Raw genomic sequence first — 25,630 nt, forward strand, 5'->3', positions numbered from 1 at the left:
CCGATGACCGACACCATCGACCGAGCGGATGCCTCGAGCGAGTCATCCGACCAGCAGGCGGTGGACCGCCGCTACCTCGACGCGGCGCTGCCCGTCGCCGAGCGCGTCGAGATCCTCCTCGGCCAGATGACGCTGGAGGAGAAGGCGGGCCTGTGCTTCCAGACGATGATCGTCATGAACCAGGACGGCACGCTCGCCGGCGCCGACCCGACGTTCGGGCTCCCGGCGACCGACGAGCTCGTCGCGGGCCGGCTGATGACCCACTTCAACATCCTCGCCGCGGCCCCGACGCCCGAGCTGATCGCCGAGTGGCACAACCGCCTGCAGGAGCTCGCGGCGCAGACCCGCCTCGGCATCCCGGTGACGATCTCGTCGGACCCGCGCCACTCGTACAGCGACAACCCGCTCGCGGGGCTGACGACCGGTGCGTTCTCGACGTGGCCCGAGATGCTGGGCCTCGCGGCGATCCGCGACGAGGCGCTCGTCGAGCGGTTCGGCGACATCGCCCGCCGCGAGTACACCGCCGTCGGCATCCGCGTCGCCCTGCACCCGCAGGTCGACCTCGCGACCGAGCCGCGCTGGTCGCGGCAGCTCGCGACGTTCGGCGAGGACCCGGAGCTCACGAGCCGCCTCGGCGCCGCGTACATCCGCGGCTTCCAGGGCGCGGCGCTCGGCGCCGACTCGGTCGCGACGATGACGAAGCACTTCCCGGGCGGCGGCCCGCAGCTCGACGGCGAGGACCCGCACTTCGCGCACGGCCGCGAGCAGGTCTACCCCGGCGGCGAGTTCGAGACGCACCTGTTGCCGTTCGAGGCGGCCTTCGAGGCGGGCACGAGCCAGATCATGCCGTACTACGGCATGCCGGTCGGCACCGAGTTCGAGGAGGTCGGGTTCGGCTTCAACAAGGGCGTCATCACGGGGCTGCTGCGCGAGCGCTACGGGTTCGACGGCATCGTCTGCACTGACTGGGGCCTGATCAGCGACTCCGAGATCTTCGGCCAGCCGTTCCCGGCACGGGCGTGGGGCGTCGAGCACCTGCCGCCGCGCGAGCGCATGCGCAAGGTGATCGAGGCCGGCGCCGACCAGTTCGGCGGCGAGGCGATCCCCGAGCTGCTCGTCGACCTGGTCCGCTCGGGCGAGGTGAGCGAGGAGCGGCTGGATGCCTCGGCCCGGCGCCTGCTCCGCGAGAAGTTCGTGCTCGGCCTGTTCGACGAGCGGCGCTACGTCGACGTCGAGGCCGCCGGCCGCGTCGTCGGCTCGGCCGAGTTCGTCGCCGCCGGCGAGGCCGCCCAGCGCGCCTCGATCACGGTGCTCGCGAACGCGGCCGGCGCGGGTGCGGCGCCGACGCTCCCGCTCGCGCGCGGGCTCCGGCTGTACGTCGAGGGCGTCGACGCCGACCTCGCCGCGGAGTACGGCGAGGTCGTCGCGACGCCGGCCGAGGCGGACGTCGCGATCTTGCGCCTCCAGGCGCCGTTCGAGGAGCGCTCGACGATGTTCGAGAACTTCTTCCACGCCGGGTCGCTCGACTTCCCCGAGGCCGTCGTCGCGCACGTGCGCGAGGTCGCGGCCGCCGTGCCGACGGTGGTGGACGTCTTCCTCGACCGCCCGGCGATCCTCACGCCGTTCGCGGGCGACGTGGCTGCGCTCGTCGCGAACTACGGGGCGAGCGCCCGCGCGGTGCTCGACGTGCTCACCGGCGCCGCCGTGCCGCAGGGTCGCCTCCCGTTCGACCTGCCCCGCAGCATGGACGCGGTCGTGCGCAACCGCCCCGACGTGCCGTTCGACACCGAGGACCCGCTGTTCCGGTTCGGCCACGGACTGGCCTACGGCGCGCCCGACGTCGACCGGGCGGGCGGCTCCGCCGCCTGAGTCGCGCGGAATCGCCCCCGGCTCCCCCTTCCGCGCTACGATCGCGGAAGGGGGAGCCGCGAGGGGCGGCGCCCCACGTGGATGCGGAGGGGCGCATGACTGCGGAGACATCATCCATTCGTCGGCCGACCGGGGTGACGATCGTCGCGGTGCTCGCGTGGATCGCGGGCGCGATCGACCTGATCTCCGGCGTGCTGCTGTTCTTCCTGCTGCCGGTGCAGTCCGTGGTCGACCAGTTCGGCGGCACCGGAGCGCTGATGACGTCCGCGATCGGCTCGGTCATCCTCGGCCTCATCGTCGTGATCGTCGCCGGAGGCCTGCTGAAGGGCAACTTCGCCGCCCGCCTCGTGATCACCGTGGTCGAGGTGCTGTCGATCATCGGCAGCCTGTTCCTCGCGTGGGCGTACTACGGCGATCGGCCCGAGGTCGTCGGCGAGTGGATCGGCATCGTGGTGTCGCTCGTCGTCCTGATCCTGCTGTGGTCGCGGAAGGCGAGCGCCTTCTTCAGCCGCTGAGCGGAGCTTCCGAGGACCGGATGCGGCGACCTGCCGCATCCGGTCCTCTGTTTTGTGGACACCAGACCGCGCGGATGACCCGTGGTTGTGGGGTGCCCACAGGGATCGTCGGCACGTGGCGCGCACCGTTTGTAGGGGCCGGACGCACCGTTTCCCGGCCGCGCGAGGCCGGTCATACCGTGAGGAACGGCTTGAGACTCCGACGACACGAACGGAAACCGACGATGGTTGACACGGCATCACGCACCGAGGCCACGCCCACCGAGGCGACGGCCGAGCCCACCGCCCCGAAGGCGACTCCCGCGCCCGGCGCCCCCGCGACCGACGCATCCGCCGACCCGCGCATCGATGTGGCGCTCCTCGGGCGGCAGCTCCTCGGCACGTGGGCCGACATCCGGCTCGAGGCGCGCCACCGCGCGGCCACCCCGGAGTTCCAGCGCATCGAGGGTCAGACCATGGCCGAGCACCGCGAGCGCGTGCTCGGGCAGCTGAAGCTCCTCGTGGACACCGGTGCCGTGCACCGCGCCTTCCCGAAGGCCCTCGGCGGCCAGGACGACCACGGCGGCAACATCGCGGCGTTCGAGGAGCTCGTCGTCGCCGACCCCAGCCTGCAGATCAAGTCGGGCGTGCAGTGGGGCCTGTTCGGGTCCGCGGTGCTGCACCTCGGCACGGCGAAGCACCACGAGCGGTTCCTGCCCGCCATCATGTCGCTCGAGGTGCCCGGCGCCTTCGCGATGACCGAGACCGGGCACGGCTCCGACGTCGCCTCGATCGGCACGACCGCCACCTACGACGAGGCGAGCGAGGAGTTCGTGATCCACACCCCGTTCCGCGGGGCGTGGAAGGACTACCTCGGCAACGCCGCGCTGCACGGCAAGGACGCCGTCGTGTTCGCCCAGCTCATCACCAAGGGCGTGAACCACGGCGTGCACGCGTTCTACGTCAACCTCCGCGACGACAAGGGGAACTTCCTCGCCGGCGTCGGCGGCGAGGACGACGGCCTCAAGGGCGGACTGAACGGCATCGACAACGGCCGCCTGCACTTCGACCACGTCCGCGTGCCGCGCGAGAACCTGCTCAACCGGTACGGCGACGTCGCCGCCGACGGCACCTACACGAGCCCGATCGCGAGCCCCGGCCGCCGCTTCTTCACGATGCTCGGCACGCTCGTGCAGGGCCGGGTGTCGCTCGACGGGGCTGCCACGGCGGCCGCCGCGATGGCCCTCTCGATCGCGATCACGTACGGCACGCAGCGCCGCCAGTTCAACGGCGCGAGCGAGACCGACGAGGAGGTGCTGCTCGACTACCAGCGCCACCAGCGCCGGCTCATCCCTCGGATCGCGACCGCGTACGCGCAGACGTTCGCGCACGACGAGTTCCTCGTGAAGTTCGACGCCGTGTTCTCGGGCAAGGCGGCGTCCGACGCCGACCGCGAGGACCTCGAGACCATCGCCGCGGCGCTGAAGCCGCTGTCGACGTGGAACGCGCTCGACACGCTGCAGGAGGCGCGCGAGGCGTGCGGCGGTGCCGGCTTCCTCGCCGAGAACCGGCTCGTCGGCCTGCGCCAGGACCTCGACGTGTACGTGACGTTCGAGGGCGACAACAACGTGCTCCTCCAGCTCGTCGCCAAGCGCCTGCTGACCGACTACTCGAAGCAGTTCCAGGGCGCCGGCTTCGGCGTGCTCGCCCGGTTCGCCGCCGGCCAGGCGGCCGACAAGGCGTACCACGGCTCGGGCCTGCGCCGGATCGGCCAGAACCTCGCCGACCTCGGCTCCACCGCACGCTCGGTATCGGGCCTGCGCGACGAGAAGGCCCAGCGCGAGCTGCTCACCGACCGCGTCGAGACGATGATCGCGGCGATCGCCTCCCGCCTCCGCGACGCCCGCAAGCTGCCGAAGGCCGACGCCGCCGCGGTGTTCAACCGCAACCAGAACGAGCTCATCGAGGCGGCCCGGGCGCACGCCGAGCTGCTGCAGTGGGAGGCCTTCACCCGGGCGCTCGCGACGACGACCGACCCCGGCACGAAGCAGGTGCTCACGTGGGTGCGCGACCTGTTCGGCCTCGGCCTCGTCGAGCAGCACCTCGCCTGGTACCTCGTGAACGGCCGGCTGTCGCCGAAGCGCGCCCAGTCGGTCACCGCGTACGTCGACCGCCTCATCGAGCGGCTGCGCCCGCACGCGCTCGACCTGGTCGACGCGTTCGGCTACGGCCCCGAGCACCTGCGCGCGAAGATCGCGTCGGGCGCCGAGCAGGAGCGGCAGGACGAGGCCCGCGCGTACTACGCCGAGCTGCGCCGGTCAGGCGAGGCGCCGATCGACGAGAAGACGCTCGCGAAGGGCAAGAAGAAGCGCAAGTAGCCCGTCGCGCGGCGCGGAGCCCCGATCCCCCTCCACGGGATCGGGGCTCCGTCGCGTGCACGGAGGGAGCCGGGCTCAGTCCTCCGACGGCGGGCGCATGATCGCGCCGGCCGCGAGGCCGACGGCGGCGCCGGCCGCGAGCCACAGCCAGAATCCCGTCCAGAGGCTGATGCCGACGCCGACGAGCAGGCCGACGACGAGACCGACGATGAGCTGCCGGCGGCGGGCCGGGGACAGGGGTTCGCGTGCCATCGTCCCAGCGTAGGCCGCGGCGCGGACCGGCTCAGACGAGGCCGAGCTCGCGCACCGCGTCGCGCTCGTCCTCGAGCTCGAAGACGGATGCCTCGACGCGCCCGCGCGCGAACTCGTCGAGCTCGAGCCCGGGCACGATCCGCCATGCGCCGCCGTCGCTCGTCACCGGGAACGACGACACCAGGCCCTCGGGCACGCCGTACGAGCCATCCGACACGATCGCCGCGCTCGTCCAGCCGCGGTCGCCGGTGCCCAGCACCCAGTCGCGCACGTGGTCGATCGTCGCCGATGCCGCGGAGGCGACCGACGACGAGCCGCGCACCTCGATGATCTCGGCGCCGCGCTTCGCGACCCGCGGGATGAACTCGTCGACGACCCACGCGAGCGCCTGGGCGTCGCCGCCGAACCGGGCCGCGAGCGCCTCGAGCACCGGCACCCCGTGCACGGTCGCGTGCGCGACGTCGGGGAACTGGGTCGCCGAGTGGTTGCCCCAGATCGTCACGTCGCGGAGGTCGCCGACCCGTGCGTCGAGTGCGGCCGACAGTTGGCCGAGGGCGCGGTTGTGGTCGAGGCGCGTCAGCGCGGAGAAGCGGTCGCGCGGGACATCCGGGGCGTTCGCCGCCGCGATGAGCGCGTTCGTGTTCGCCGGGTTGCCGACGACCACCACCCGCACGTCGACGGCCGCGTGGTCGTTGATCGCCCGGCCCTGCGGGCCGAAGATGCCGCCGTTCGCGGCGAGGAGGTCGCCGCGTTCCATGCCGGCCGACCGGGGCCTGGCCCCCACGAGCAGCGCCAGGTTCGCGCCGTCGAACGCGACGCCCGCGTCATCCGTCACCTCGACGTCGTCGAGGAGTGGGAACGCGGCGTCCTGCAGTTCGAGCGCCGCGCCCTCGGCCGCGCGCAGGCCCTGCGGGATCTCGAGCAGCCGCAATCGCACGGGCGCGTCGGCGCCGAGCATCGCGCCCGACGCGATGCGGAAGAGCAGTGCGTAGCCGATCTGCCCGCCCGCGCCGGTGATGGTGATCGTGACCGGGGTCTTCGATGCCATGGCGCGAGCCTACGCCCCGAGGCATCCGGTCGTCGTTACCGTTGATGCATGAGGGACCTGTATCCGGAGATCGAGCCGCTGGAGACCGGCATGCTCGACGTGGGGGACGGACAGCACATCTACTGGGAGGTGTCCGGCAACCGCGAGGGCAAGCCCGTGGTCTTCCTCCACGGCGGTCCCGGCGGCGGCACCACGCCCGAGCATCGGCGGCTGTTCGACCCGGAGCGGTACCGGATCGTGCTGTTCGACCAGCGCGGCTGCGGGCTGTCGATCCCGCACGCGTCGGAGCCGAACGCCGACCTGTCGGCGAACACCACCTGGCACCTCGTCGCCGACCTCGAGCGGCTGCGCACGCACGTGCGCGTCGACCGCTGGCAGGTGTTCGGCGGGTCGTGGGGGAGCGCCCTCGCGCTCGCGTACGCGCAGACGCACCCCGAGCGGGTCACCGAGCTCGTGCTGCGCGGCATCTTCACGCTCCGCCGCAGCGAGCTCGACTGGTTCTACGAGGGCGGCGCCTCGGCGCTGTTCCCCGACCTCTGGGAGGACTTCATCGCACCCGTGCCGCTCGCCGAGCGGCACCACCTGATCGAGGCGTACGGTCGCCTGCTCGACGACCCGAACCCCGAGGTGCACCAGCCGGCCGCGATCGCGTGGTCGCGGTGGGAGTCGTCGACGATCACCCTCCTGCCGCAGGTCGAGACGATCGCGCGGTTCACGTCGCCCGAGTACGCCACCGCGTTCGCGCGGATCGAGAACCACTACTTCCGCCACGGCGGCTGGTGGGAGGAGGGGCAGCTCATCCGCGACGCGCACCGGCTGCGGGACATCCCGGCCGTGATCGTGCAGGGGCGGTACGACGTCTGCACCCCCGTGATGACCGCGTGGGACCTGCACCAGGCGTGGCCCGAGGCCGACCTGCGGATCATCGGCGACGCCGGGCACGCGTACGACGAACCGGGCATCCTCGACGCCCTGATCGAGGCGACCGACCGGTTCGCCGAGCCGGATGCCACGGGCGGACGCCGGCCGTGGGGCGACGACGATCCCGGGTCCGAGGACGATCCGGAGCCGTCGCGCAAGGGGCCGTCGGAGGACGACGACCGCGAGTAGCGTCGTCGCATGACGTTCAACCCGAACTCGGACATCAGCGGCGGCAAGGGCTCCCGACGCGGCCGCGGCACGGCGATCGGCGTGGGCGCCGGCGGCCTCGGCGTCGTCGCCCTGTTCCTCATCTCGCAGTTCCTCGGCGTCGACCTGACCCAGCTCGTCGGCGGCGGTACGGGCGGCGACACCTCCGACGACTCCGCCCTGTCGGAGTGCCAGACGGGCGCCGACGCGAATGCGAAGGTCGAGTGCCGCATGAAGGGCGCCGCCGCGTCGCTCGACGCCTTCTGGGTCGACGAGGCCCCGGCGATCGGCGTCGACTACCACTCGCCTGCCGACCTGATCCTCTTCGACCAGCAGGTCTCGACCGGCTGCGGCACGGCATCGAGCGCGACCGGCCCGTTCTACTGCCCGCCCGACGAGACGATCTACGTCGACGTCACGTTCTTCGACGAGCTCGAGACGCGGTTCGGCGCCGAGGACGGCGCCATGTCGGAGATGTACGTCGTCGCGCACGAGTGGGGCCACCACGTCCAGAACCTGGCCGGCATCCTCGAGCGGGCGCAGGACGGCCAGACGGGCGCCGACTCGAACTCGGTGCGCACCGAGCTCATGGCAGACTGCTTCGCGGGCGCCTGGGCCGCGGGCGCAGCCGACACGACCGACGCCCAGGGGGTTCCCTTCCTCATGCCGCTCACGCAGGAGCAGATCGACACCGCGCTGAGCGCGGCCGCGGCGGTCGGCGACGATCGCATCCAGCAGTCGACCCAGGGCCAGGTGAACCCGCACACGTTCACGCACGGCACGAGCGAGCAGCGCGAGCACTGGTTCACCACCGGCTACGAGCAGGGCGCCCCCGCCTGCGACACGTTCGCGGTCGACGGGGCTGAGCTGTGAGCGCAGCTTCCGAGCCGGCCGCGCCGCGTCGCGCAGGTCGGCGCGTGCTCGCGGCGGTGCTCTGGATCGTCGCCGTGCTCGTGCTCGTCGTGGTGGTCTTCCTCGTCTGGGCGCACACCGTCATGATGGGCGAGCGCTCGGCGGCGCTGCAGGCGTGGCGCGACGACGCGGTGCAGATCGAGACGGTCGACGACGGCGCGTTCGTCATCACCCCGGCGGATGCCACTGGCGAGGGCCTCGTCTTCCTCCCCGGTGCCCGGGTCGACCCGGCCGCCTACCTCTGGAAGCTCAGCGGCGTCGCCGAGTCGACCGGCCTCACGGTCGTCGTGCCGAAGATCGCCCTCAACCTCGCGTTCCTCGACAGCCGCCCGATCACGGCCTACACCGCCTACGCGCCCGACGTGTCGACCTGGTACGTCGGCGGGCACTCGCTCGGCGGCGTGCGCGCCTGCCAGCTCGCGGGCGCGCCCGACGCGGCCGACGCCGGGGTGACCGGGCTGATCCTGTTCGGAAGCTACTGCGCGAACGACCTCTCCGACTCGGGGTACGAGGCCGTGACGATCGCGGGCGAGTTCGACGGGCTCAGCACGGTCGAGGACATCGAGGCGTCGGCGGGCAACCTGCCGGATGACGCGACACTCGTCGTGATCGACGGCATCAGCCACGCGTCGTTCGGCGACTACGGCCCGCAGCCGGGCGACGGCACGCCGACGGTCGACAGCGACACGGCGCGCGCGGAGATCTCGGCGGCCGTCGCGGAGGCGCTCGGGCGCTGACTGCGGGCGGGAGGCCCGCGCTATGCGGGGCCGTCCGAGTGTGCGAGCATGGCTGCACGCGGGCCGGGGGCCCGAAGGAGGGGCGGGATGCTCGTGGTCGTTGCGTCGACGTCAGCCGGGGCGGGTGCGTGAACGCCCGGCTGTCGAAGGCGGCCCGGCGGGTGCAACGAGTCCTCGTGCGCGGCATCGTGGCGATCGCGCCCAAGCGCCCGCACCTCGTCATCAACGGCTACCCGGTCGATGAGGGCAATGCCGTCGAGATGCTCCGGGTGAGCGCCGAGCGGTATCCGGGGCGCATCTGCTGGCTGGTGCCCGACGTCGACGAGGCCCGCGCCGTGCTCGCCGCCGCCGGAGCGGACCCCGGGCATCGCGTGGAAGTCGTCCCGCACCGTTCGCTCTCCGGCCTCTGGTGGTTCGCGACGGCCGAGGTCTCCATGTTCACGCACGGCGTGTACGGGAACCCCGGTCGCGTGCGACGCAAGACCATGGTCAACCTCTGGCACGGCGGCGGGTTCAAGGGCCACATCATGAGCGACGAGCGGGGCCGGCCGACGATCTCCTCCGACTACCTCGTGGCGAGCACGCGCAAGTTCGGCCTGGCCAGGGCGAGGGAGTGCCGCCTGCCCGAGGGCGGACTCCTCCTCACCGGCAATCCGAGGGTCGACCAGTTCGCCCGCGCACACGGAGCACCGCTCGACCGGCTCGGCATCGATCGCTCGCGTCCCTTCGTGCTGTGGATGCCCACCTTCCGGAAGAACAAGGGACGGGGCCTGACGGCTTCATGGTCGGATGTCGTGGGCGAGGGTCAGCCCGACGTGAATGCGGTCATGGCCGGCTGCGTGGACCTGCTCTCCCGTGCGCACGGTCTCGCTGTCGTGGTCAAGCCGCATCCGCAGGACGCGGAGAGCCGCGCGGTGCCGGGCGCGGTCGTCGTCACGAACGAGGACCTCCGGGCCGCGGGGGTGCAGCTCTACGAGCTGATCGGAGCCGCCGCGGGCCTCCTCACGGACTACTCGAGCGTGTGGATCGACTACCTCGCGCTCGACCGCCCGATCGCCTTCGTGGTGCCCGACGAGGAGGGCTATGCGGCCGGGCGGGGATTCGATCCGCCCGACGCGCTCGACTGGCTCCCCGGCCCGAAGCTGCACGACCAGGCGGACGTGCGGGCCTTCGCAGCGGACGTCGAGTCAGGTGGGGAGGCGTCGCGCGCGAGGAGGCGCGAGGTCGCAGCCGAGATCGGTCACGCGGCCGGCGCCGACGTCGCGCATCGAATCCTCGACGAGCTCCAGGCACGGGGCGTGTTCATGCACCCGATCGCGCCGCGACGCGTGCGCGTCGGCTGAATCCGCCGGGTGCCGCAGCCCTCAGCGGCGGGACATCCGCCCGCCCTGCGCGGCTGCGGGGTGCCCGGCCTCCCGCAGGAGGTCGTACGTGGTCGGCCGCGGCGGCCGCGGATACTCCGTGCCGGGCTCGAGGACGAGCGACAGGGTCAGGAACAGTGCGAAGATCGCGCTCGACTCGATCAGGCCGTTCTCGAGGAAGCTGCGCGCGATGACGAGGACCAGCAGTGGCAGGGCCACCCCACGGAGTCGTCGGTCGGCGCGCAGGGCGTCGAGCGTCGTGGCCGCGACCCAGAACACGACGAGGACGATGCCCACGAGGCCGGCCTGTGCCAGCACGGACACCCAGCTGCTGTCCAGCACCTGCGAGTCCCACCACCGCTGGTTGACGCTCACCGTCTTCACCGCCAGGCCGACGCCGATCCACTTCGCCCAGGTGTCGAACGGCACCTCGAGGACGGCGGTCCACGCGATGGTCCTCGAACTCAGGCTCGTGAGCTCCGCCTCGCTCTGGCCGCGGATGGCGAAGTGCTCGACGACGTCGGTGAACGTGATCACGCTGTAGGCGATCGGCGCGAGGACGAGGAGCCCGGCGGCCGTCGACCGCGGGATGGGCCATGCGAGGAGGAAGGCCAGGGCCATGGCGAGGCCCACGACGAGCAGCGTCGTGCGCGAACCCGTGGCGAACACGATGCCCCCGAAGACGGCCAGCCCGATCGTGCTCCAGGGGCGGAGACCTCGTCGCGCGATCTCGACGGTGAGCGCCACGGCGACCGGACCGGCCAGACCCGCCACCTCGTTCGGAGCCATGTCGGGGATGCCGCCGCCGAGCCGGCCGTCGGCGAGCAGCTCGGGCAGGCCGGTCACGGCGGCGACGAGGGTGACGGCGCCGAGCGCCGCGAGCAGGCTGCTCAGGACGAGCATCGGGGGGCCGGACGACACGAGCACGACCACGGTCGCCGTGACCAGCACGATCCTCGCGCTCAGGACCAGCGACGGAACCGCGTCGCCCGCGGCGACCGCCCCCACGCTCGAGATCGCCACCACGACCAGCAGCAGGATCAGCGACCGCGCACCCACCCGGCCGTGGCGGCGGACGTGGTGCGCCACGATGACCGCACCGGCGAAGGCGGCGACCCCGACCAGGGCCTTCGCGATCACCACCGGGTCGATCCCGCCGGTGAACAGGACGCCCGGGCGCCACGAGACCACGCTGGTGACCAGGAGGACCCAGACGGCGAAGAACGCGACCTGCCGCCCGCTCACCGGGGATCGGACGGGGGCCGGCATCAGACCTCGGCCTTGCCTCGGGCCTCGGCTGCGCGGCCGGCGTCGGCGTCGTCGGGCTGGTCGGGCCCGGGTCTCGTGACCCGGCTCTGGATCGGCACGATCGGCGGTCTGTGCTGCGACGCGTCCTGCGGCGCTCGGTGCGAGCCGTGCGCGAAGTCCTCGACCCGCCAGCCTGCTGCGAGGTCGGTGTGGTGCCGTCGCGGGACGTCGACGAGGACGACGCCGATCGGCCGGACGCCCTCGAGCCGGAGCTCGGTGACGACGCGGGCGAGTTCGGCCTCCTTCGTCGAGCCGTGGCGCGCCACGACCACGACCACGTCGGCGATGGGAGCCACGATGCGGAGGTCCAGCGGACGCGTCGTGGTCGAGGCCTGGACGATCGCGAGGTCGGCGTAGGCCTCGGCTGCCTCGACGATCCACGGGAACTGCCGCTCGGTCACCAGTTCCGACGCCGGCTCCACGCCCCGTGGGAGCGCCCACACCTCGCCGCTGCCGGATGAGACGTCGATCGGCCGGACGGAACCGGTGAACTCGGCCGAACCGGAGGTGAGGAGCTCGCACAGGCCGCGGCGTTCGGCGAGGTCGGCCACCACGGAGGTCGGAGAGAGGGGTTCGGCGATGCTCTCGATCAGGAGCGCAGTGCGGCCGGTGGCGGCGTACGCCCGTGCCAGCCCCACGCGCACCTGGGTCGGACCAGCGCCGGACGACGTCGGTGCCAGGAGGATGAAGCTCGGGACCGTGCCGCCGTTCGCCTGGCGGATGTTGAGCGCCGCCTCGACGTAGCCCTCGGCCTCCGGGTCGAGCGCGACGCCGTCCCGGCCGCTCGCGCGCCGGCGGCGCAACTGGCCGAGCACCGGAAGGCCGGAGACACGGCGCACGTCCGACGTCGTCCGGATGCGCGTGTCGAAGTGCGCGAGGAGCAGGGCCAGCACCGTGCCGAGCGCGAGCCCGGCCACGAGGCCGAGCCCGAGCACCACGGGGCGCTGGGGTGCACTGGGCGATGCCGGGGGTTGCGCGGGGATCTGGAGCGCGAGGTCGACCGTGTACGTGGAGTCGGGGGAGCTCTCGATATCGGAGACCTCCTCGGCGAGCCCCGCGGCCACCGCGTTCGCGAGATCTGCCGCGTCCGCGCCCGTCGGGCCCTCGGCGCTCACCTCGACGAGGACCGTGCCGGTCGGGTTGGACGCGGACACGCGGGACGCCAGCTCGCGGGGGAGGCGTCCGTGCCGAGCTCCTCCGCCGCGAACTCCAGCACGTCGTCGCTGTACACGAGGTCGGGGTAGGAACCGACCCGCGCGAGGCTGAACTGGGAGAGCTCGGCGAGCGACGCCCGTGGGGATTGCACCGACAGGAACAGGGTCGCCTTGGCCGTGTACGTCGGCTGGATCACCGCGAGCGCGAGCACGGCGGCGCCGACGCATGCGGCGACCGAGCCGGCGATCACCGCCCAGCGCTGCTGGAACACTTGGAGGTATCCGGGAGCCGCCATTCCGACCTTCCGTCGCCGGGGATTCCTCGAATCTAGCAGCGAGGGGTGCCTTGGCGGATCTCCCCAGTCCCGGGGATGCCGCGCCTCTGCTGCCGGACACGGCCCGGCCCCCGTCTCGGGGGATGGCGCGCGACCCCGGCGCGGGGAGAATCATCCGTACATCAGGGACTTCTCCCCGACGCCACTGACCGAGGAGTACCTCCAACATGGACCCCGTCGAGTCCCCTCCCTCGCCGGCCGGGCGCCGGGTCGGGTGGGTCACGGTCGGCGCCGCCCTCCTTGCGCTCACCGGGGTCGTGGTCGCCGCCGTCTGGATCCTCGGCGGCGCGCGCGCGGACGCACCACCGCTGCCCCCGATCCCGTCGGCGCAGGCGGCGGGTGCGCCCGAGGGGCTCCTCGACGTCGATCCGGGTGCGGGATCGATGCCGCCGGGCGACTCCGAGTACCCCGTGCCGGAGGGCGCGCTGTACGTCGACGCCGCAGCGCCCGCCGGTGGACGGGGTTCCCTGGCGGCGCCGTTCGAGTCGATCCAGGATGCCGTCGCCGAAGCGTCGGACGGGGCCACCATCGTCATCCGCGGCGGGGAGTACCACGAGACCGTCGAGGTCACCTCCGCCCACGGGCTCACGCTGCAGGCGTATCCGGGGGAGGAGGTCTGGCTGGACGGCAGCGTCGTCGTCACCGGATGGGTCGCCGACGGTGCGCGCTGGCGGCACGACGGCTGGGACGTCGCGCTCGACTCGAGCCCGACCTTCAAGCGCGGCGAGGCCGAGAACCCCGAGGAGAACTGGACCTTCGTCGATCACGCCCATCCGATGGCGGCCCACCCCGACCAGGTCTGGATCGGCGACATCGCGCTCGACCAGGTGGAGGACCCGGGCGCCGTCGGCACCGGGCAGTTCGCGGTCGACCCGACCACACGGTCGCTCGTCGTCGGGTCGGACCCCACCGGCGCGGAGGTCCGTGCCAGCGTACTCCCGCGCGCGCTCCAGTTGCGCGCCGAGGACATCACGGTCAGGGGTATCGGCATCAGGCGGTACGCGACGTCGGTGCCCGACATGGGCGCGGTGACCATCGAGCGGCCCGGCGCGACGATGGAGCACGTCGTGGTGCGCGACGGGGCCACCACGGGGATCTTCGTCGGCGCCGCGAGCGCGACCCTCCGCAACGTGACCGCCGAGCGCAACGGCATGATCGGCATCTCCGCGAACTTCGCCGACGGCCTCACGGTCGACCACGTCGCCTCGATCGAGAACAACACCGAGTCGTTCAACCGCGCACCGGTGGCCGGCGGGATGAAGCTCACCCGGTCCCGTCACGTCAGCGTCGTCGCATCCGAGTTCGCGGACAACCGCGCGACGGGCCTCTGGTTCGACCAGTCCTGCTTCACGATCCTCGTCTCGGACAGCCGATTCGATCGCAACGCGGGCCACGGCCTCTACTTGGAGATCTCGGCCCGTGCGGCCGTCGTCCGCAACGTGATGGCCCGCAACGCGCGGTACGGCGTCAAGATCAACGACACGAGCGAGGTCGTGATGCGCCGGAACGTGGTCGTCGGGAACGGATGGGGCGTCGCGATCCTCCAGGACGAGCGGCGCGCCGACGCGCCGGACGCGCCGGGGCTCGATGCCCGGCACCCCCAGCCGGATCCCACCATGACGTGGCTCGGCACGGACGTCACGATCGTCGACAACACCCTCGTCGGGAGCGGCTCCGAGGCGCTGCTGTGGTTCGAGGACTACACGGACCGGTCCGACGCCGAGGAGATGCGGGTGACCGCCGCGCGGAACCTGTACGTCCGGGGCGCGGCGGACGCACCGCCCGTCCTGGTCAAGTGGCAGGTCGATCCCGGGCACGTCACCGACTACGGATCGCTCTCCGCCTTCCGGGAGGAGACCGGTCAGGAATCCGGGGGCGTCGAGGTGATCGGGACCGTCACCCAGCCGCTGGAGTCGAGCCCCGCGGAGACGGGCGAGACGTTCAGCTGGCCCGACTGGGCCCGGCAGGCGTGGGGCGGCTCGCTGGACTGACGGCATCGGGCGTCAGGCCGGTCGCTCCTCGTTCGGTTCCGCGGCTTCGCGGGCCTCTCGCCGGGCGAGGGGAACGAGCAGCGCGCTGCGTACCGCGATGCCGCCCAGGATGGGCGCGACGGCGATCACGGCCGGCACGTACGCCGGGTCGCCGCCCGCGAGCAGCAGCACGGTCGAGGCGACGACCGCGAGGGCGGTGTCGGCGGAACGGATCGCGAACACCGGGCCCTGCTTCCCGGCTACCGAGGCGAGGGCCCCGTACGGCGCGACGGCCGCGATCGAGGTCGAGAAGGCGATCCACCCGATCACCGCCACCACGTCGAGGGGCTCGCCGAACAGCAGCGGGCCGAGCCACGGCAGCGCGACGAGCAGCACCGCGCCGACGACCACGATGAGCCCGACGAGGGCGAACACCGCCCGGTCGGCGCTGCGGAGCTTCCCGGCGAGCGTGGAGTCGTGGTCCTGCGCGAAGTGCACGAACAGGAACGACCCGAGCCCGCTGACCACGAGGGTGGCCGGGGCGACGTACGTGCGCGCGGCCTCGATCATGCCCACCGCCGCGAGCGACGCGGCGAGCGTCACGACCACCCGGATGGCCGTGAGCATCGCGGGCCTGAGGACCTGCTGGCTCGCGCGCCAGCCGCCGTACCGGAGGACCGCGCGATACCCGCCGCGGACGAACGGCACGACGCGGCGCTCGTCGGAGGGCAGGAGGAGGAGGCCGGCGATGGTGCCGAGCAGCTGGCCGACGGCGACCGCCGCGAGGAACCCCAGGAGGGTGGGTGCGGACCACAGCCACATGGCCGCCACGACGCCGAGCGCGCCCGCGAACGCGATGGCGTCGACGGCCACCACCCGCCAGAAGGCCAGTGACGCCATGAGCATGCGCCTGACCAGTTCCTCGATCGCGAACAGGCTCATGGCGAACGCGACGGCGATCGTCTCCAGGACGTCGGTGAGCCCCGTCGCGGAGAACACGATCGCGGCGATCAGGCCGACCCCGACGGGGATGGCGAGCGCGAACTGCTCGAGCGCCGAACGGATGCGGCGGTCGTGACGGTCGAGCACGACGTAGGAGTCGCCGACGAACCCGCCGGTCACCGCCGACACGATCTGCATGGTGCCGTACACGATCGCGAAGGCGCCGAGGCCGTCGAAGCCCAGCGTCTGGGCGACGAGCACCTGGATGGTGAAGCTCGCGACCGCCTGCATGCCCTGCGAGGCGACCGCGCCGACCGCGCCGACCTTGGATGCGCCGGTACCGTCCGAGCCGTCCGTGGGAGGCCCGCCATCGCCGGGAACGGACGGGCCGCGGCCACGCATCCGGGCGGATGCGCGGCCGCGGCCGAGGACTCCGGTCATCCGACTACTACTGCGCCGCCCGGCTGACGAAGTCGTCGTACCGGATGGTGATCGGGACGTTGGTCGCCGATGCCGAGATGTAGCTCTCCACGCCGATCGATCCGGGAGCCTGGAGGGCGGCCGTGGCATCCGTCGTCGTCGCCTGCCAGGTGGCGGGCTCCGTCGTTCCGGCCTTCCAGACCTTGCCCGAGATCGTCGTCGGGCTCGTGCCGGTCACGCTCACCTTGATCATGAGCGTGTCTCCGGCCGCGAACGTGAGTCCGGCGATCGTCGTGTTCGACAGGATGGTGGAGGAACCCCGTGCGAGCTGCAGGCCGACCGATCCGCCGGGCTGGAGGCGGATCCGACCCTGGTAGAAGTCGCTTCCGACCTGACGGCCCACGACACCGGCGACGACCTGCCCGACGGCCACGTCCTTGTCGACGGTGACGGCGACCTCGGTCACCGAATCCGTGACGGAGACGCCGCCGAGCAGGGCCCGACGCGTCGAACCGGTCGCGCCGTGCAGGAACACGCCGCGCCCGTTCGAGACGGAGTAGTTGGCGTTGACCGTCGACTGCCAGGCGCCGCCGGTCGTCGCCGTTCCCCAGCCGGTCGCGACCGAGCGGTTGAAGTCGTCGGACGCGATGACCACGGGGCCGACCGGCGGAGCGATCGCCGTGACGGTCGCGGTGTGCGTCGCCGTCGCGCCGGCATCGTCGGTCACCGTGAGCTCCACCGAGTAGTCCCCGGCGGCGGCGTAGGTGTGCGACGCCGTCGCCCCCGAGCCGGTCTGCCCGTCCCCGAAGTTCCACGCGTACCCCGTGATCGTGCCGTCGGGATCGTCCGAGCCGGTGGCGTCGAACTGCACGTCGAGCTCGTCCACGGCGCTGGTGAAGGTCGCCGTCGGCGGGCTGTTCGGGACGGTCACGGATCCGAGCGCGTAGTGCGACTGGACCGTGTCGGCGCTGAGCGCGACGGGGTAGACCGCGAACTCGTCGATGTCACCGTCGAACCACGGGCTGGAGGAGCCCCACGTGACGTCCCCGCCCGCTCGCCAGTAGCCGCTGTAGCCTTCGGCCTGGGTCTGCGGGTTGGTCCCGACCAGGACGCCGTCGACGTACAGCTTCATGCCCGCCGACGACTGGGTCGCGACGACCTGGTGCCACACCCCGTCGTTGTACGGCTGCGGACTCGTGATCGTGTTCGTCTGGCCCGTCCACGTGCCGAACACCAGGTGCCCGTCGTCCTGCATGTAGACGTGCCGGTCGTAGTTGTTCGACAGGCCGCTGTTGCTGTTGCCGAACCCGGTGATCTTGCCACCCACCGTCGTCGTGGTCTTGAACCACGCCTCCGTCGAGTAGGTCGTCGACGGTCCGAACTGGCTCGAGGTCGCGACGAAGCCGCCGTTGAACCTCGCGGCGGTGTCCGCCACGTCGACGAGCGCACCGGCCGCACCGAGGGAGTAGGACCCGAGGTAGCCGCCGTCGGCGGCCTGGGGCCCGGAGTCCTTCGCGACGGCGCCGGCCGCCTCGCCGAGGCGGAAGTACACCAGCGGGTCCGATGCGAACACGGCGGCGCCGTAGGCGTCGGCAGGGGCGGTCGGGATCGCGCCGGGGTCGCGACCGGAGGCGGTGTAGTGCTCGAGCACCTGGTCGGCCGTGAGCGGCGCCGGGTACACGGCGACCTCGTCGACGGTCCCGTTGAAGTTGCGGTCACCGTCCCACGTGTTGTCGCCGCCGACGCGCCAGTAGCCCCAGTACTGCTGACCCCAGGTCACTGCGGCGTCGACTCCGACCCTGCGCCCGTCGATGAAGAGCTGCTGGCCGTTCGCTCCGAGCGTGCCGACCACGTGGTGCCACTCGCCGTCGTTGTAGCTCTTCGGTGACGTGAGGATCCGGCCGGTGCCCGTCCAGATGCCGAACGAGACCTTGCCCTGCGGCGACATGTAGACGTGCCGGTCGTAGTTGCTCGAGTCGCCCGACGGGCTTCCGCCGAAGCCGACGATCTTGCCGCCCGAGGTCGAGGTCGTCTTGAACCACGCCTCGACGGCGAGCGAGTTGTCGCGCCAGACCTGTTCCTGCGAGATCGCGCGGCCGCCGTCGGTCCCGTTGAAGGCGGCGGCCTTGTCGGCGTCGCCGAGGATCGCACCGGTCTGGCCGAACGTCACGCCGTTGCCGGCCGTCGGGTTGGCGCGGCCGACGGTGTCGGCGGCGCTCGAGGTGCCGACCGGGTCGCCGAACCGCCAGTAGTAGGTCGGCTTGTCGTCGATGACCGTGCGGGCGTACGAGCTCAGGGTGCCCGTTCCCGCCGCCGTGATCGAGAGCGTCGAACCCCATCCGCTGTTGCCGAACGGGTCGATCGCCCGCAGGCGGTAGGTGTAGGTCTGCCCGGGCGTCAGCCCCGTGTCGACGAACGTCATCGTCGGTCGGTCGTAGAACCGCGAGTTCTGGTCGGTCACGTAGACGGGCGTCGCTGTCCGGCCGTCGCGGATCACCTGGTAGGTGAGGCGTTCGTTGTCGCGGTCGTAGTTCGCGGGCCAGCTGGCCGTGACGACTCCGGCCGCGGGCGACTGGAGCTTCGGGACGAAGTTGTCGCCGGTGAGGCGCGGTCCGTCGGTGTTCGGTGCGAGCGCGGGAACGCCGAAGCGCACGATGCCCTGCTGCGCCTTGTTGTTGACCGTCGTGAACTCGCCGCCGTAGACCGCGTAGCGCGCGTCGGCCGTGACGTCCCACGGGCCCTGGTACTGGCCCGTGAAGCTGCCCAGGTTCATGTTGGGGAAGAAGTTGAGCAGCTGCGGGGCGGGCGCCCCGAAGTGATCCGGGTACCCGTACGGGTCGGGCAGGTTGGTGCCCGCCACGGACTTCGAGTACGCGATGCCGCGGTAGAAGGTCCACGGGTCGGTCTGCGGATAGCCTTCGATGTTCCCGCAGTAGTGCGCGTGGCCGGCCGTGTAGATGGTCTCGCCGATCGCGGCGACCGAGTAGGTGTCGCCGTGGCAGTCGGCGACCCAGTCGATCTCGCCGGTGGCCCAGCTGCCGCGGAAGGTGCCCTCGAGGTTGCCGCCGCCGCCGAAGTGGTAGCCGGAGCCGTAGAAGCTGTCGCCGTCCGACTCGAGGCTGACGACCGCGGCCTCGGTGCCGCCGTTGCGCACCTGGCTGTTCGCGTTCCACGGGAGGATGGTCGCACCCGCCGTCGAATCGACCGCCACCAGGCCGTACCCGGGGTTGTCGCTGCCGTTCGCCGTGGTGAAGTCGCCGCCGATGACGACCTTCGATCCGTCGGGGGAGACGACGAGGTCCCAGGCCCGGCCGTTGGCGAGGACGGGCGCCCACGGCTGGATGGCGCCGTTGGACGCGGCCGCGGCTGCCGAGAATCCGGGCCGGGGGTTGCCGCTCACCGAGCTGAAGTGGCCGCTGAAGTAGACCGTCGTGTTCGTCGCGTCGAGCGCCCACACGCGGTTGTTGGCGCTGACGTTGAAGGCCGTCGCCACGTTGCCCGTCGCGGTGTCGAAGGCGACGATCCGGTTCCGGGTCGCGCCGTTCACCTGCGTGAACTCGCCGCCCGCGTAGAGCCGCTTGCCGTCGGGGGATGCGGCGATCGCACGGACCTGGGCGTTGAGCGTCGGCGCCCACGGCAGGAGGTTGCCGGTCGTGATGTCGAAGGCGAGCAGGTACGAACGGTTCACCTCGTTGACGCCGGCGGCGGAGCCCGCGGGACGGGCCTTGGTGAAGTTGCCGGCGACGTAGACCGTGTTGCCGACGATCTCCTGGTCCCAGACGACGCCGTTGATCTGCGGTGCCGGGAGCGGGTCGGTGGAGACCGTGGCCGGCACCGTGGTGTCCGGCGGAGCGGTGTCCGCAGCGGCCGGGGAGGCGAATGCCGCCACGGACAGCGCGGACGCGACGACAGCGGCGATCGCGGTGCTCGCAAGGAGGCGCAGATGCGACGACGCGGGCTCGGGTGTACCCATCGGGATCCTCATTCGTTCTGCTATGCAGGGATGCGGGGGGCACCCCTGGTTCGCGCCAGAATACGTCTGCGGCGCTCGCGCCGAATCGCCCCATTCAGGGGTCAACTCCCGCGCAATTCCGGGGTTCTTCGCCGGCAGCGGCGAGCCCCGGTCACGACCGCCGCCGCCCACCCGGATGGGTGCGCGGAGGCGAATCGGGGGATGGTTCAGAGGCTCGTCACTGCGCCTCTCGGCTGATGAAGTCGTCGAATCGCACGGTGATCGGGACGTTGGTCGCCGAGGCCGAGATGTAGCTCTCGAGGCCGACCGAACCGGCCGCCTGCATCGCCGCCGTGGCATCCGTGGTGGTGGCCTGCCAGGCCAGGGGTTCGGCTGTGCCGGCCTTCCAGATCTTCCCGGAGATCGTCGTCGGGTTCGTGCCGGACACGCTCACCTTGATGAGCAGGGTGTCGCCCGCGGCGAACGTCACGCCGCTGATCGTCGTGTTCGAGAGGATCGTGGAGGACCCGCGCATCAGCTGCAGCCCGACCGATCCGCCGGGCTGGAGCCGGATCCGTCCCTGGTAGAAGTCGGTGCCCACCTGGCGGCCGACGATGCCCGCGACCGTCTGCCCGACGGCGACGTCCTTGTCGACGGTCACGGCGACCTGCGTCACCGAGCCGGTGACGCTGACCGCGGGCAGCAGCGCTCGCCGCGTCGTCCCGGCCGTGGCGTGCACGAACGCAGCGCGGGTCCCGTCCACGGTGTAGCTGGAGTTCACCGTCGACTGCCACGCGCCGCCGATCGTCGCGGAGCCCCAGCCGGCCGCAACCGTGCGCGAGAAGTCGTCGGAGGCGATCACGGCGGGCTCGGGGATGGGCGGTGCGGTCGCCGTCACCGTGGCCGTCCTGACCGCCGTCGCGCCGTCGTCATCGGTCACCGTGAGCTTCACCGTGTAGTCGCCCTCCGCCGCGTAGGTGTGCGAGGCGGTCGCGCCGGATCCGGTCTGCCCGTCGCCGAAGTCCCAGGCGTAGCCCGTGACCGTCCCGTCGGAGTCGGTCGAGCCGCTCCCGTCGAACTGCACTGCCAGGTCGGTCACCGTGCTCGTGAAGTTCGCCGTCGGTGCCACGTTCGGCGGGGGCACGTTCCCGTCGCCCGTGGCGACCCGGTAGTGGTCGAGCGACAGCGTCAGCGGCACGCTCGTGACGGCGCTCGACACGTAGCCGACGACCCCGACCTTGCCGGCCGACTGGAGGCCCGTCGCCGAGGAACTCGCGGTGAGCGACCACGTGCCGGGCTCGGGCGTTCCGGCCGCCCATGCCTTGGCCTGGAGGGTCGTCGGCGACGTCCCGCTGATGCGCACCTTGAGGCTGATCGCCTGGCCCGCCGTGTAGGTCAGCGGCAGGTTGGCGTTCGCGATGAGGGTGGAGTCGCCCTGCATGAACTGGAGGGCGAGCACGCCGCCGGCCTGGAACCGGAGCCGCGCCTGGTAGAAGTCGGTGCCCACCTGCCGGACGTTGAGCCCGGCGTACGCGCTCCCGCCCACGACCGCCTTGTCGACGGCGAAGTCGCCGGTGACCGTGAGGTCGTTGGCGTTGATCGCGTCGAGTGTCGCCTTGCGGGTGGCGTTCGCCGCGTGGACGAACTTCGCGGTGCCGCCCGACACCGACGAGTTCGGCGCGCTCGTGACCGCCCAGGCCCCGCCGGCGTCCGCCGTGCCCCAGCCGCCGGCCGCGGTTCGCTCGAACTCGTCGCGGGCGAGCTCGATCGAGACGGGCGAGGCGACCGCGGTGACCTGCGTCGTCTTCGTCGTGACGCCGCCGCGGTTGTCGGTCACCGTGAGGGTGACGTCGTAGGTGCCCGCCGCGCCGTACAGGTGCGACACCGTGGCACCGGTCCCGGTCTTGCCGTCCCCGAAGTTCCACGCGTAGTCCGTGATGGCGCCGTCCGGGTCCGCCGAACCGGACGCGTCGAACTGGACGGACTGGAAGCTCACCGTCGCCGTGAAGGCCGCGGTCGGCGGCACGTTCGGGTTGACCGTGACGATCGAGTGGGAGATCGTGCCGGTGCCGCCCTCGTCGTCGGTCACCGTGAGCGTCGCGGTGAACGATCCGGCGGTCGCGTACTCGTGGACGGGGTTCGCTCCCGTGCCGGTCTGGCCGTCGCCGAAGTCCCAGGCGTACGAGGCGATGGTGCCGTCGCTGTCCGCCGAACCGCTCGCGTCGAACGTCGTCGTGCGGTCCACGGTCGTGGCCGTGAAGGCCGCCGTCGGCAGCGCGTTCGGCACGATGTCGCGGCCGATCTGGAAGTGCTGGCGGATCGTGGAGGCGGAGAGCGCCACCGGGTACACCGCGAACTCGTCGATGGTGCCGTCGAGGTACGAGCTGGTCGACCCCCAGGTCCGGTCGCCGCCTGCCCGCCAGTACCCGTTGTACGACTGGCCGGTGGCGAGCGGGTTGGTGCCGGCGAGCTCGCCGTCGACGTAGAGCTTCATGCCGCCGGAGTTCTGCGTCGCGACGACGTGGTGCCACTGGTCGTCGTTGAACGACTGCGAGGTGGTGACCATGGTGTTCACGCCGCCGTTGCGGACGCCGAACACGAGCCGTCCGTTGTCCTGCATGTAGACGTGCCGGTCGTTGGCCGTGCTGCCGGACAGGCCCGTCCTGCTGTCGCCGAACCCGGTGATCTTGCCGCCTCGGGTCGTGCTCGTCTTGAACCACGCCTCGGTCGAGTAGATGTTCGGGCTGGCCACCTGCGTCGCGCCCGCCACGAAGCCCTGCGTGAACTTCGTCGCCGGGTCGGAGACGCCGACGAGGGCGCCGGCAGCGCCGCGCGTGTAGGTGCCGACGAACCCGCCGGCCATGCCCTGCATGCCCGAGTCGTTCGCCGTGGCTCCGCTCGCCTCCCCGAGCCGCCAGAACAGGACGGGGTCGGCGGCGTAGACGGCTGCGCCGTACGCGTCGGTCGGTGCGGGAGGGACCGCGGCCGGCGTGCGCCCGGAGGCGGTGTAGTGCTCGAGCACCTGGCCGGACGTGAGCGGAGCGGGGTAGACCGCGACCTCGTCGATGCTGCCGACGAAGTTCTTGCCGCCGGACCAGGTGTTGTCACCGCCCATGCGCCAGTAGCCCCAGTACTGCCGGGCGGACGTGACATCCGGGTTCACGCCGACGCGACGGCCGTCGACGTACAGCTGCATGCCGTCCCCGCCGAGCGTCGCCACGACGTGGTGCCATTGGTTGTCGTTGTAGGCCTTCGCCGACTGGAGCACCTGCTGCGAGTTCGGCTGGACGCCGAAGAGGATGCGTCCCGACGTGTTCATGTACACGTGGCGGTCGTAGGTGGACGAGTCCCCGGTGGCCGAGGAGCCGAAGCCGACGATCTTGCCGCCCGCCGTCGACGAGGTCTTGAACCAGGCCTCGACGGCGAAGGTGTTGTCGCGCCAGACCTTCTCCTGCGAGATGACGCGACCGGTGCTCGTGCCGTTGAATCCGGCGGCCGTGTTCGGATCGCCGACGATCGCGCCGGCCTGGCCCCACGTCACGCCGCTGAGGCGGTTCGCGTTCGCGCGCGCGACGGTGTCGGTCGCGACCGAACCGGAGGCGTTGCCGAGGCGCCAGTAGTACGTCGGCTGGTCCTCCATCACCGTGCTCGCGTAGGTGCTCTGCGTGCCGGAACCCGCGGCCGTGATCGAGAGGGTGGAGCCCCAGGCGCTGTTGCCGAGGGGGTCGATGGCCCGCAGCCGGTAGGTGTACGTCTGGCCCGGGGTCAGCCCGGTGTCGACGAAGGTCATGGTCGGGCGGTCCCAGTACCGCGACTTCTGCTGCGTGACGTGCACCGGGCTCGCCGTCTTGCCGTCGCGGATGACCTGGTAGGTCAGCGTCTCGTTGTCGCGGTCCCAGTTCGCGAGCCAGCTGGCGGTCACGACGCCGGGCGCGGGCGACGCGAGGCTCGGGTTGAAGTTGTCGCCCGTGAGACGCGGGCCGTCCGCGTTCGGCGCGATGGCGCGCACCGCGTAGCGGACCAGGCCCTGGAACGGCTTGTTGTTGACGTTCTGGAACTCTCCGCCGTAGACGACGTAGCGACTGTCGGCGTCGACGCTCCACGGGCCCTGGCCCTGGCCGGTGTAGGTGCCCGCGTCCATCGACGGGTACCAGTTGAGCTCGGCCGGCGCGGCCGTTCCGGTCCAGCTGGGGTAGCCGTAGATGTCGGCCGCGTTCGTTCCCGTGGCGGCCTTCGAGAAGGCCATCGCGCGCTGGAAGTCCTGCGGGTCGGTCTGCGGGAAGCCGCCGAGGTTGCCGCAGTAGTGGGAGTGGCTGGCGACGTGGATGGCGTCGCCGGCGGCCGCGACCGAGTACGAGTCGCCGTGGCAGTCGGCGACCCAGACGATCTGGCCGTCCCAGTTCGCGCGGAAGGTGCCCTCGAGGTTGCCGCTGCCGGAGTCGCTCCGGAACACGTACCCCGTGCCGTAGAGGCTGTCGCCGTCGCCGTCGAGGCTGTAGATCGCGGCGGCGAGGCCGCCGTTGCGCACGGCGTCGTTCAGGGCGAACGGCACGATGCTCGCCCCGGTCGTCGCATCGACCGCCCCGAGGCCGAACCCGGGCCGGTCCGATCCGTTCATGGTCGTGAAGTCGCCGCCGATCGCGACCCTCGTCTCGTCGGGCGAGACCACGAGCGCGTAGGCGCGGCCGCCGTCGAGGACCGGCGCCCAGGGGAGCACGGCACCGTTCGACGCGGCGGCCGCCGCGGAGAACCCCGGTCGGGCGTTGCTGCTCACCGAGGTGAAGTGGCCGCTGAAGTACACCGTGGAGTTCGTGGCATCCATGGCGTAGACGCGGTTGTTGGCGCCGACCGCGAAGGCGGTCGCGACGGCGCCGGTCGCGGTGTCGAACGCGACGATGCGGTTGCGCGTGTCGCCGTTCACCAGCGTGAAGTCGCCGCCGGCGTAGAGCCGGGTTCCGTCGGGCGAGGATGCGAGGACCCGGACCTGCGCGTTGACGGTCGGAGCCCACGGGAGCAGCTCGCCCGTCGTGACGTTGTACGCGAGCAGGTAGCTGCGGTCCACCTCGTTGACGCCCGCGGCCACGCCGCTCGGGCGCGCCTTCGTGAAGTCGCCGGCGACGTAGACCGTGTCGCCGACGATCTCCTGGTCCCAGACCACGCCGTTGATCTGCGGTGCCGGGAGCGGGTCGGTGGACACGGTGGTCGGCACGGACGGATCCGATGGGAGCGTGTCGGCGGAGGCCGGAGCGGCCAGGGTCGCGAGCGACAGGCCGGAGGCGAACAGGGCGGCGATCGTGGCGCTGGCGAAGAGGCGCAGGCGCGACGACGCGGGTCGGGTTGTACCCATCGTGTCCTCAATCGGTCGACGGG

The 25,630-nt window shown here is 71.9% G+C and carries 16 protein-coding genes; 8 read left to right on the plus strand and 8 right to left on the minus strand.

The window, feature by feature from the left end; all coding sequences use genetic code 11:
* The first annotated feature begins 3 nt into the window (after positions 1 to 3).
* The 3 genes from ACGGZK_RS07525 (at position 4) to ACGGZK_RS07535 (ending at position 4,741) form a co-directional block, all read left to right on the plus strand.
* Positions 4 to 1,869, plus strand: coding sequence for a glycoside hydrolase family 3 protein (locus ACGGZK_RS07525; RefSeq protein ID WP_395245653.1), 1,866 nt, complete (start codon positions 4 to 6; stop codon positions 1,867 to 1,869).
* A 134-nt stretch (positions 1,870 to 2,003) separates the two neighbouring features.
* Positions 2,004 to 2,384, plus strand: a complete 381-nt coding sequence (locus ACGGZK_RS07530) for a hypothetical protein (RefSeq protein WP_395245654.1) — start codon at positions 2,004 to 2,006, stop codon at positions 2,382 to 2,384.
* A 224-nt stretch (positions 2,385 to 2,608) separates the two neighbouring features.
* Positions 2,609 to 4,741, plus strand: a complete 2,133-nt coding sequence (locus tag ACGGZK_RS07535; RefSeq protein WP_395245655.1) for an acyl-CoA dehydrogenase — start codon at positions 2,609 to 2,611, stop codon at positions 4,739 to 4,741.
* A 75-nt stretch (positions 4,742 to 4,816) separates the two neighbouring features.
* Here ACGGZK_RS07535 and ACGGZK_RS07540 read toward each other — a convergent pair whose 3' ends face one another.
* Both ACGGZK_RS07540 and ACGGZK_RS07545 read right to left on the minus strand, forming a co-directional pair.
* Positions 4,817 to 4,993: an HPP family protein gene (locus ACGGZK_RS07540; RefSeq protein ID WP_395245656.1), complete on the minus strand. Its 177-nt coding sequence runs from the start codon at positions 4,991 to 4,993 to the stop codon at positions 4,817 to 4,819.
* A 31-nt stretch (positions 4,994 to 5,024) separates the two neighbouring features.
* On the minus strand, positions 5,025 to 6,041 hold the full coding sequence (locus tag ACGGZK_RS07545) for a malate dehydrogenase (RefSeq protein WP_395245657.1): 1,017 nt from the start codon (positions 6,039 to 6,041) through the stop codon (positions 5,025 to 5,027).
* 48 nt (positions 6,042 to 6,089) lie between these two features.
* Here ACGGZK_RS07545 and pip point away from each other — a divergent pair, with 48 nt between their 5' ends.
* The 4 genes from pip to ACGGZK_RS07565 all read left to right on the plus strand — a co-directional run bounded on the left by pip (position 6,090) and on the right by ACGGZK_RS07565 (position 10,161).
* A complete protein-coding gene (gene pip, locus ACGGZK_RS07550) occupies positions 6,090 to 7,151 on the plus strand; it encodes a prolyl aminopeptidase (RefSeq protein ID WP_395245658.1) in 1,062 nt (353 codons plus the stop codon).
* Positions 7,152 to 7,160: 9 nt separating this feature from the next.
* The gene (locus ACGGZK_RS07555; RefSeq protein ID WP_395245659.1) at positions 7,161 to 8,042 is read left to right on the plus strand and encodes a neutral zinc metallopeptidase; all 882 of its coding nucleotides are present in this window, start codon (positions 7,161 to 7,163) and stop codon (positions 8,040 to 8,042) included.
* Positions 8,039 to 8,818, plus strand: a complete 780-nt coding sequence (locus ACGGZK_RS07560) for an alpha/beta hydrolase (protein WP_395245660.1) — start codon at positions 8,039 to 8,041, stop codon at positions 8,816 to 8,818. The genes ACGGZK_RS07555 and ACGGZK_RS07560 overlap by 4 nt, the downstream gene beginning before the upstream one ends.
* Positions 8,819 to 8,979: 161 nt before the next feature.
* A complete protein-coding gene (locus ACGGZK_RS07565; RefSeq protein ID WP_395245661.1) occupies positions 8,980 to 10,161 on the plus strand; it encodes a CDP-glycerol glycerophosphotransferase family protein in 1,182 nt (393 codons plus the stop codon).
* Between the two features lie 21 nt (positions 10,162 to 10,182).
* On the opposite strand, the gene ACGGZK_RS07570 is transcribed toward ACGGZK_RS07565, so the two are convergent.
* From ACGGZK_RS07570 to ACGGZK_RS07580, 3 genes are read right to left on the minus strand one after another with little or no spacing between them, the layout of a single operon-like run.
* Entirely contained in the window at positions 10,183 to 11,424 is a 1,242-nt protein-coding gene (locus ACGGZK_RS07570) for an O-antigen ligase family protein (RefSeq protein ID WP_395245662.1), read from the minus strand.
* A gap of 23 nt (positions 11,425 to 11,447) precedes the next feature.
* Entirely contained in the window at positions 11,448 to 12,641 is a 1,194-nt protein-coding gene (locus ACGGZK_RS07575; RefSeq protein WP_395245663.1) for a hypothetical protein, read from the minus strand.
* Positions 12,599 to 12,937 (minus strand): hypothetical protein, encoded by a 339-nt coding sequence (locus ACGGZK_RS07580; RefSeq protein ID WP_395245664.1) that lies wholly within the window; start codon positions 12,935 to 12,937, stop codon positions 12,599 to 12,601. Before ACGGZK_RS07580 ends, ACGGZK_RS07575 begins: the two co-directional genes overlap by 43 nt.
* Positions 12,938 to 13,143: 206 nt before the next feature.
* Between ACGGZK_RS07580 and ACGGZK_RS07585 the strand changes: the two genes are divergently transcribed.
* Positions 13,144 to 14,967, plus strand: coding sequence for a nitrous oxide reductase family maturation protein NosD (locus tag ACGGZK_RS07585; protein ID WP_395245665.1), 1,824 nt, complete (start codon positions 13,144 to 13,146; stop codon positions 14,965 to 14,967).
* Positions 14,968 to 14,979: 12 nt separating this feature from the next.
* Here the strand turns inward: ACGGZK_RS07585 and ACGGZK_RS07590 are convergent, their stop codons facing one another.
* The 3 genes from ACGGZK_RS07590 to ACGGZK_RS07600 all read right to left on the minus strand — a co-directional run bounded on the left by ACGGZK_RS07590 (position 14,980) and on the right by ACGGZK_RS07600 (position 25,607).
* Complete coding sequence (locus tag ACGGZK_RS07590) at positions 14,980 to 16,179, minus strand: hypothetical protein (RefSeq protein WP_395245666.1); 1,200 nt, start codon at positions 16,177 to 16,179, stop codon at positions 14,980 to 14,982.
* Between the two features lie 157 nt (positions 16,180 to 16,336).
* On the minus strand, positions 16,337 to 20,281 hold the full coding sequence (locus ACGGZK_RS07595; RefSeq protein ID WP_395245667.1) for a LamG-like jellyroll fold domain-containing protein: 3,945 nt from the start codon (positions 20,279 to 20,281) through the stop codon (positions 16,337 to 16,339).
* 217 nt (positions 20,282 to 20,498) lie between these two features.
* On the minus strand, positions 20,499 to 25,607 hold the full coding sequence (locus tag ACGGZK_RS07600; RefSeq protein ID WP_395245668.1) for a PKD domain-containing protein: 5,109 nt from the start codon (positions 25,605 to 25,607) through the stop codon (positions 20,499 to 20,501).
* Positions 25,608 to 25,630: the final 23 nt, after the last annotated feature.

Source organism: Agromyces sp. MMS24-K17 (genome assembly GCF_043950245.1).
In the GTDB taxonomy this organism is placed as follows: domain Bacteria; phylum Actinomycetota; class Actinomycetes; order Actinomycetales; family Microbacteriaceae; genus Agromyces.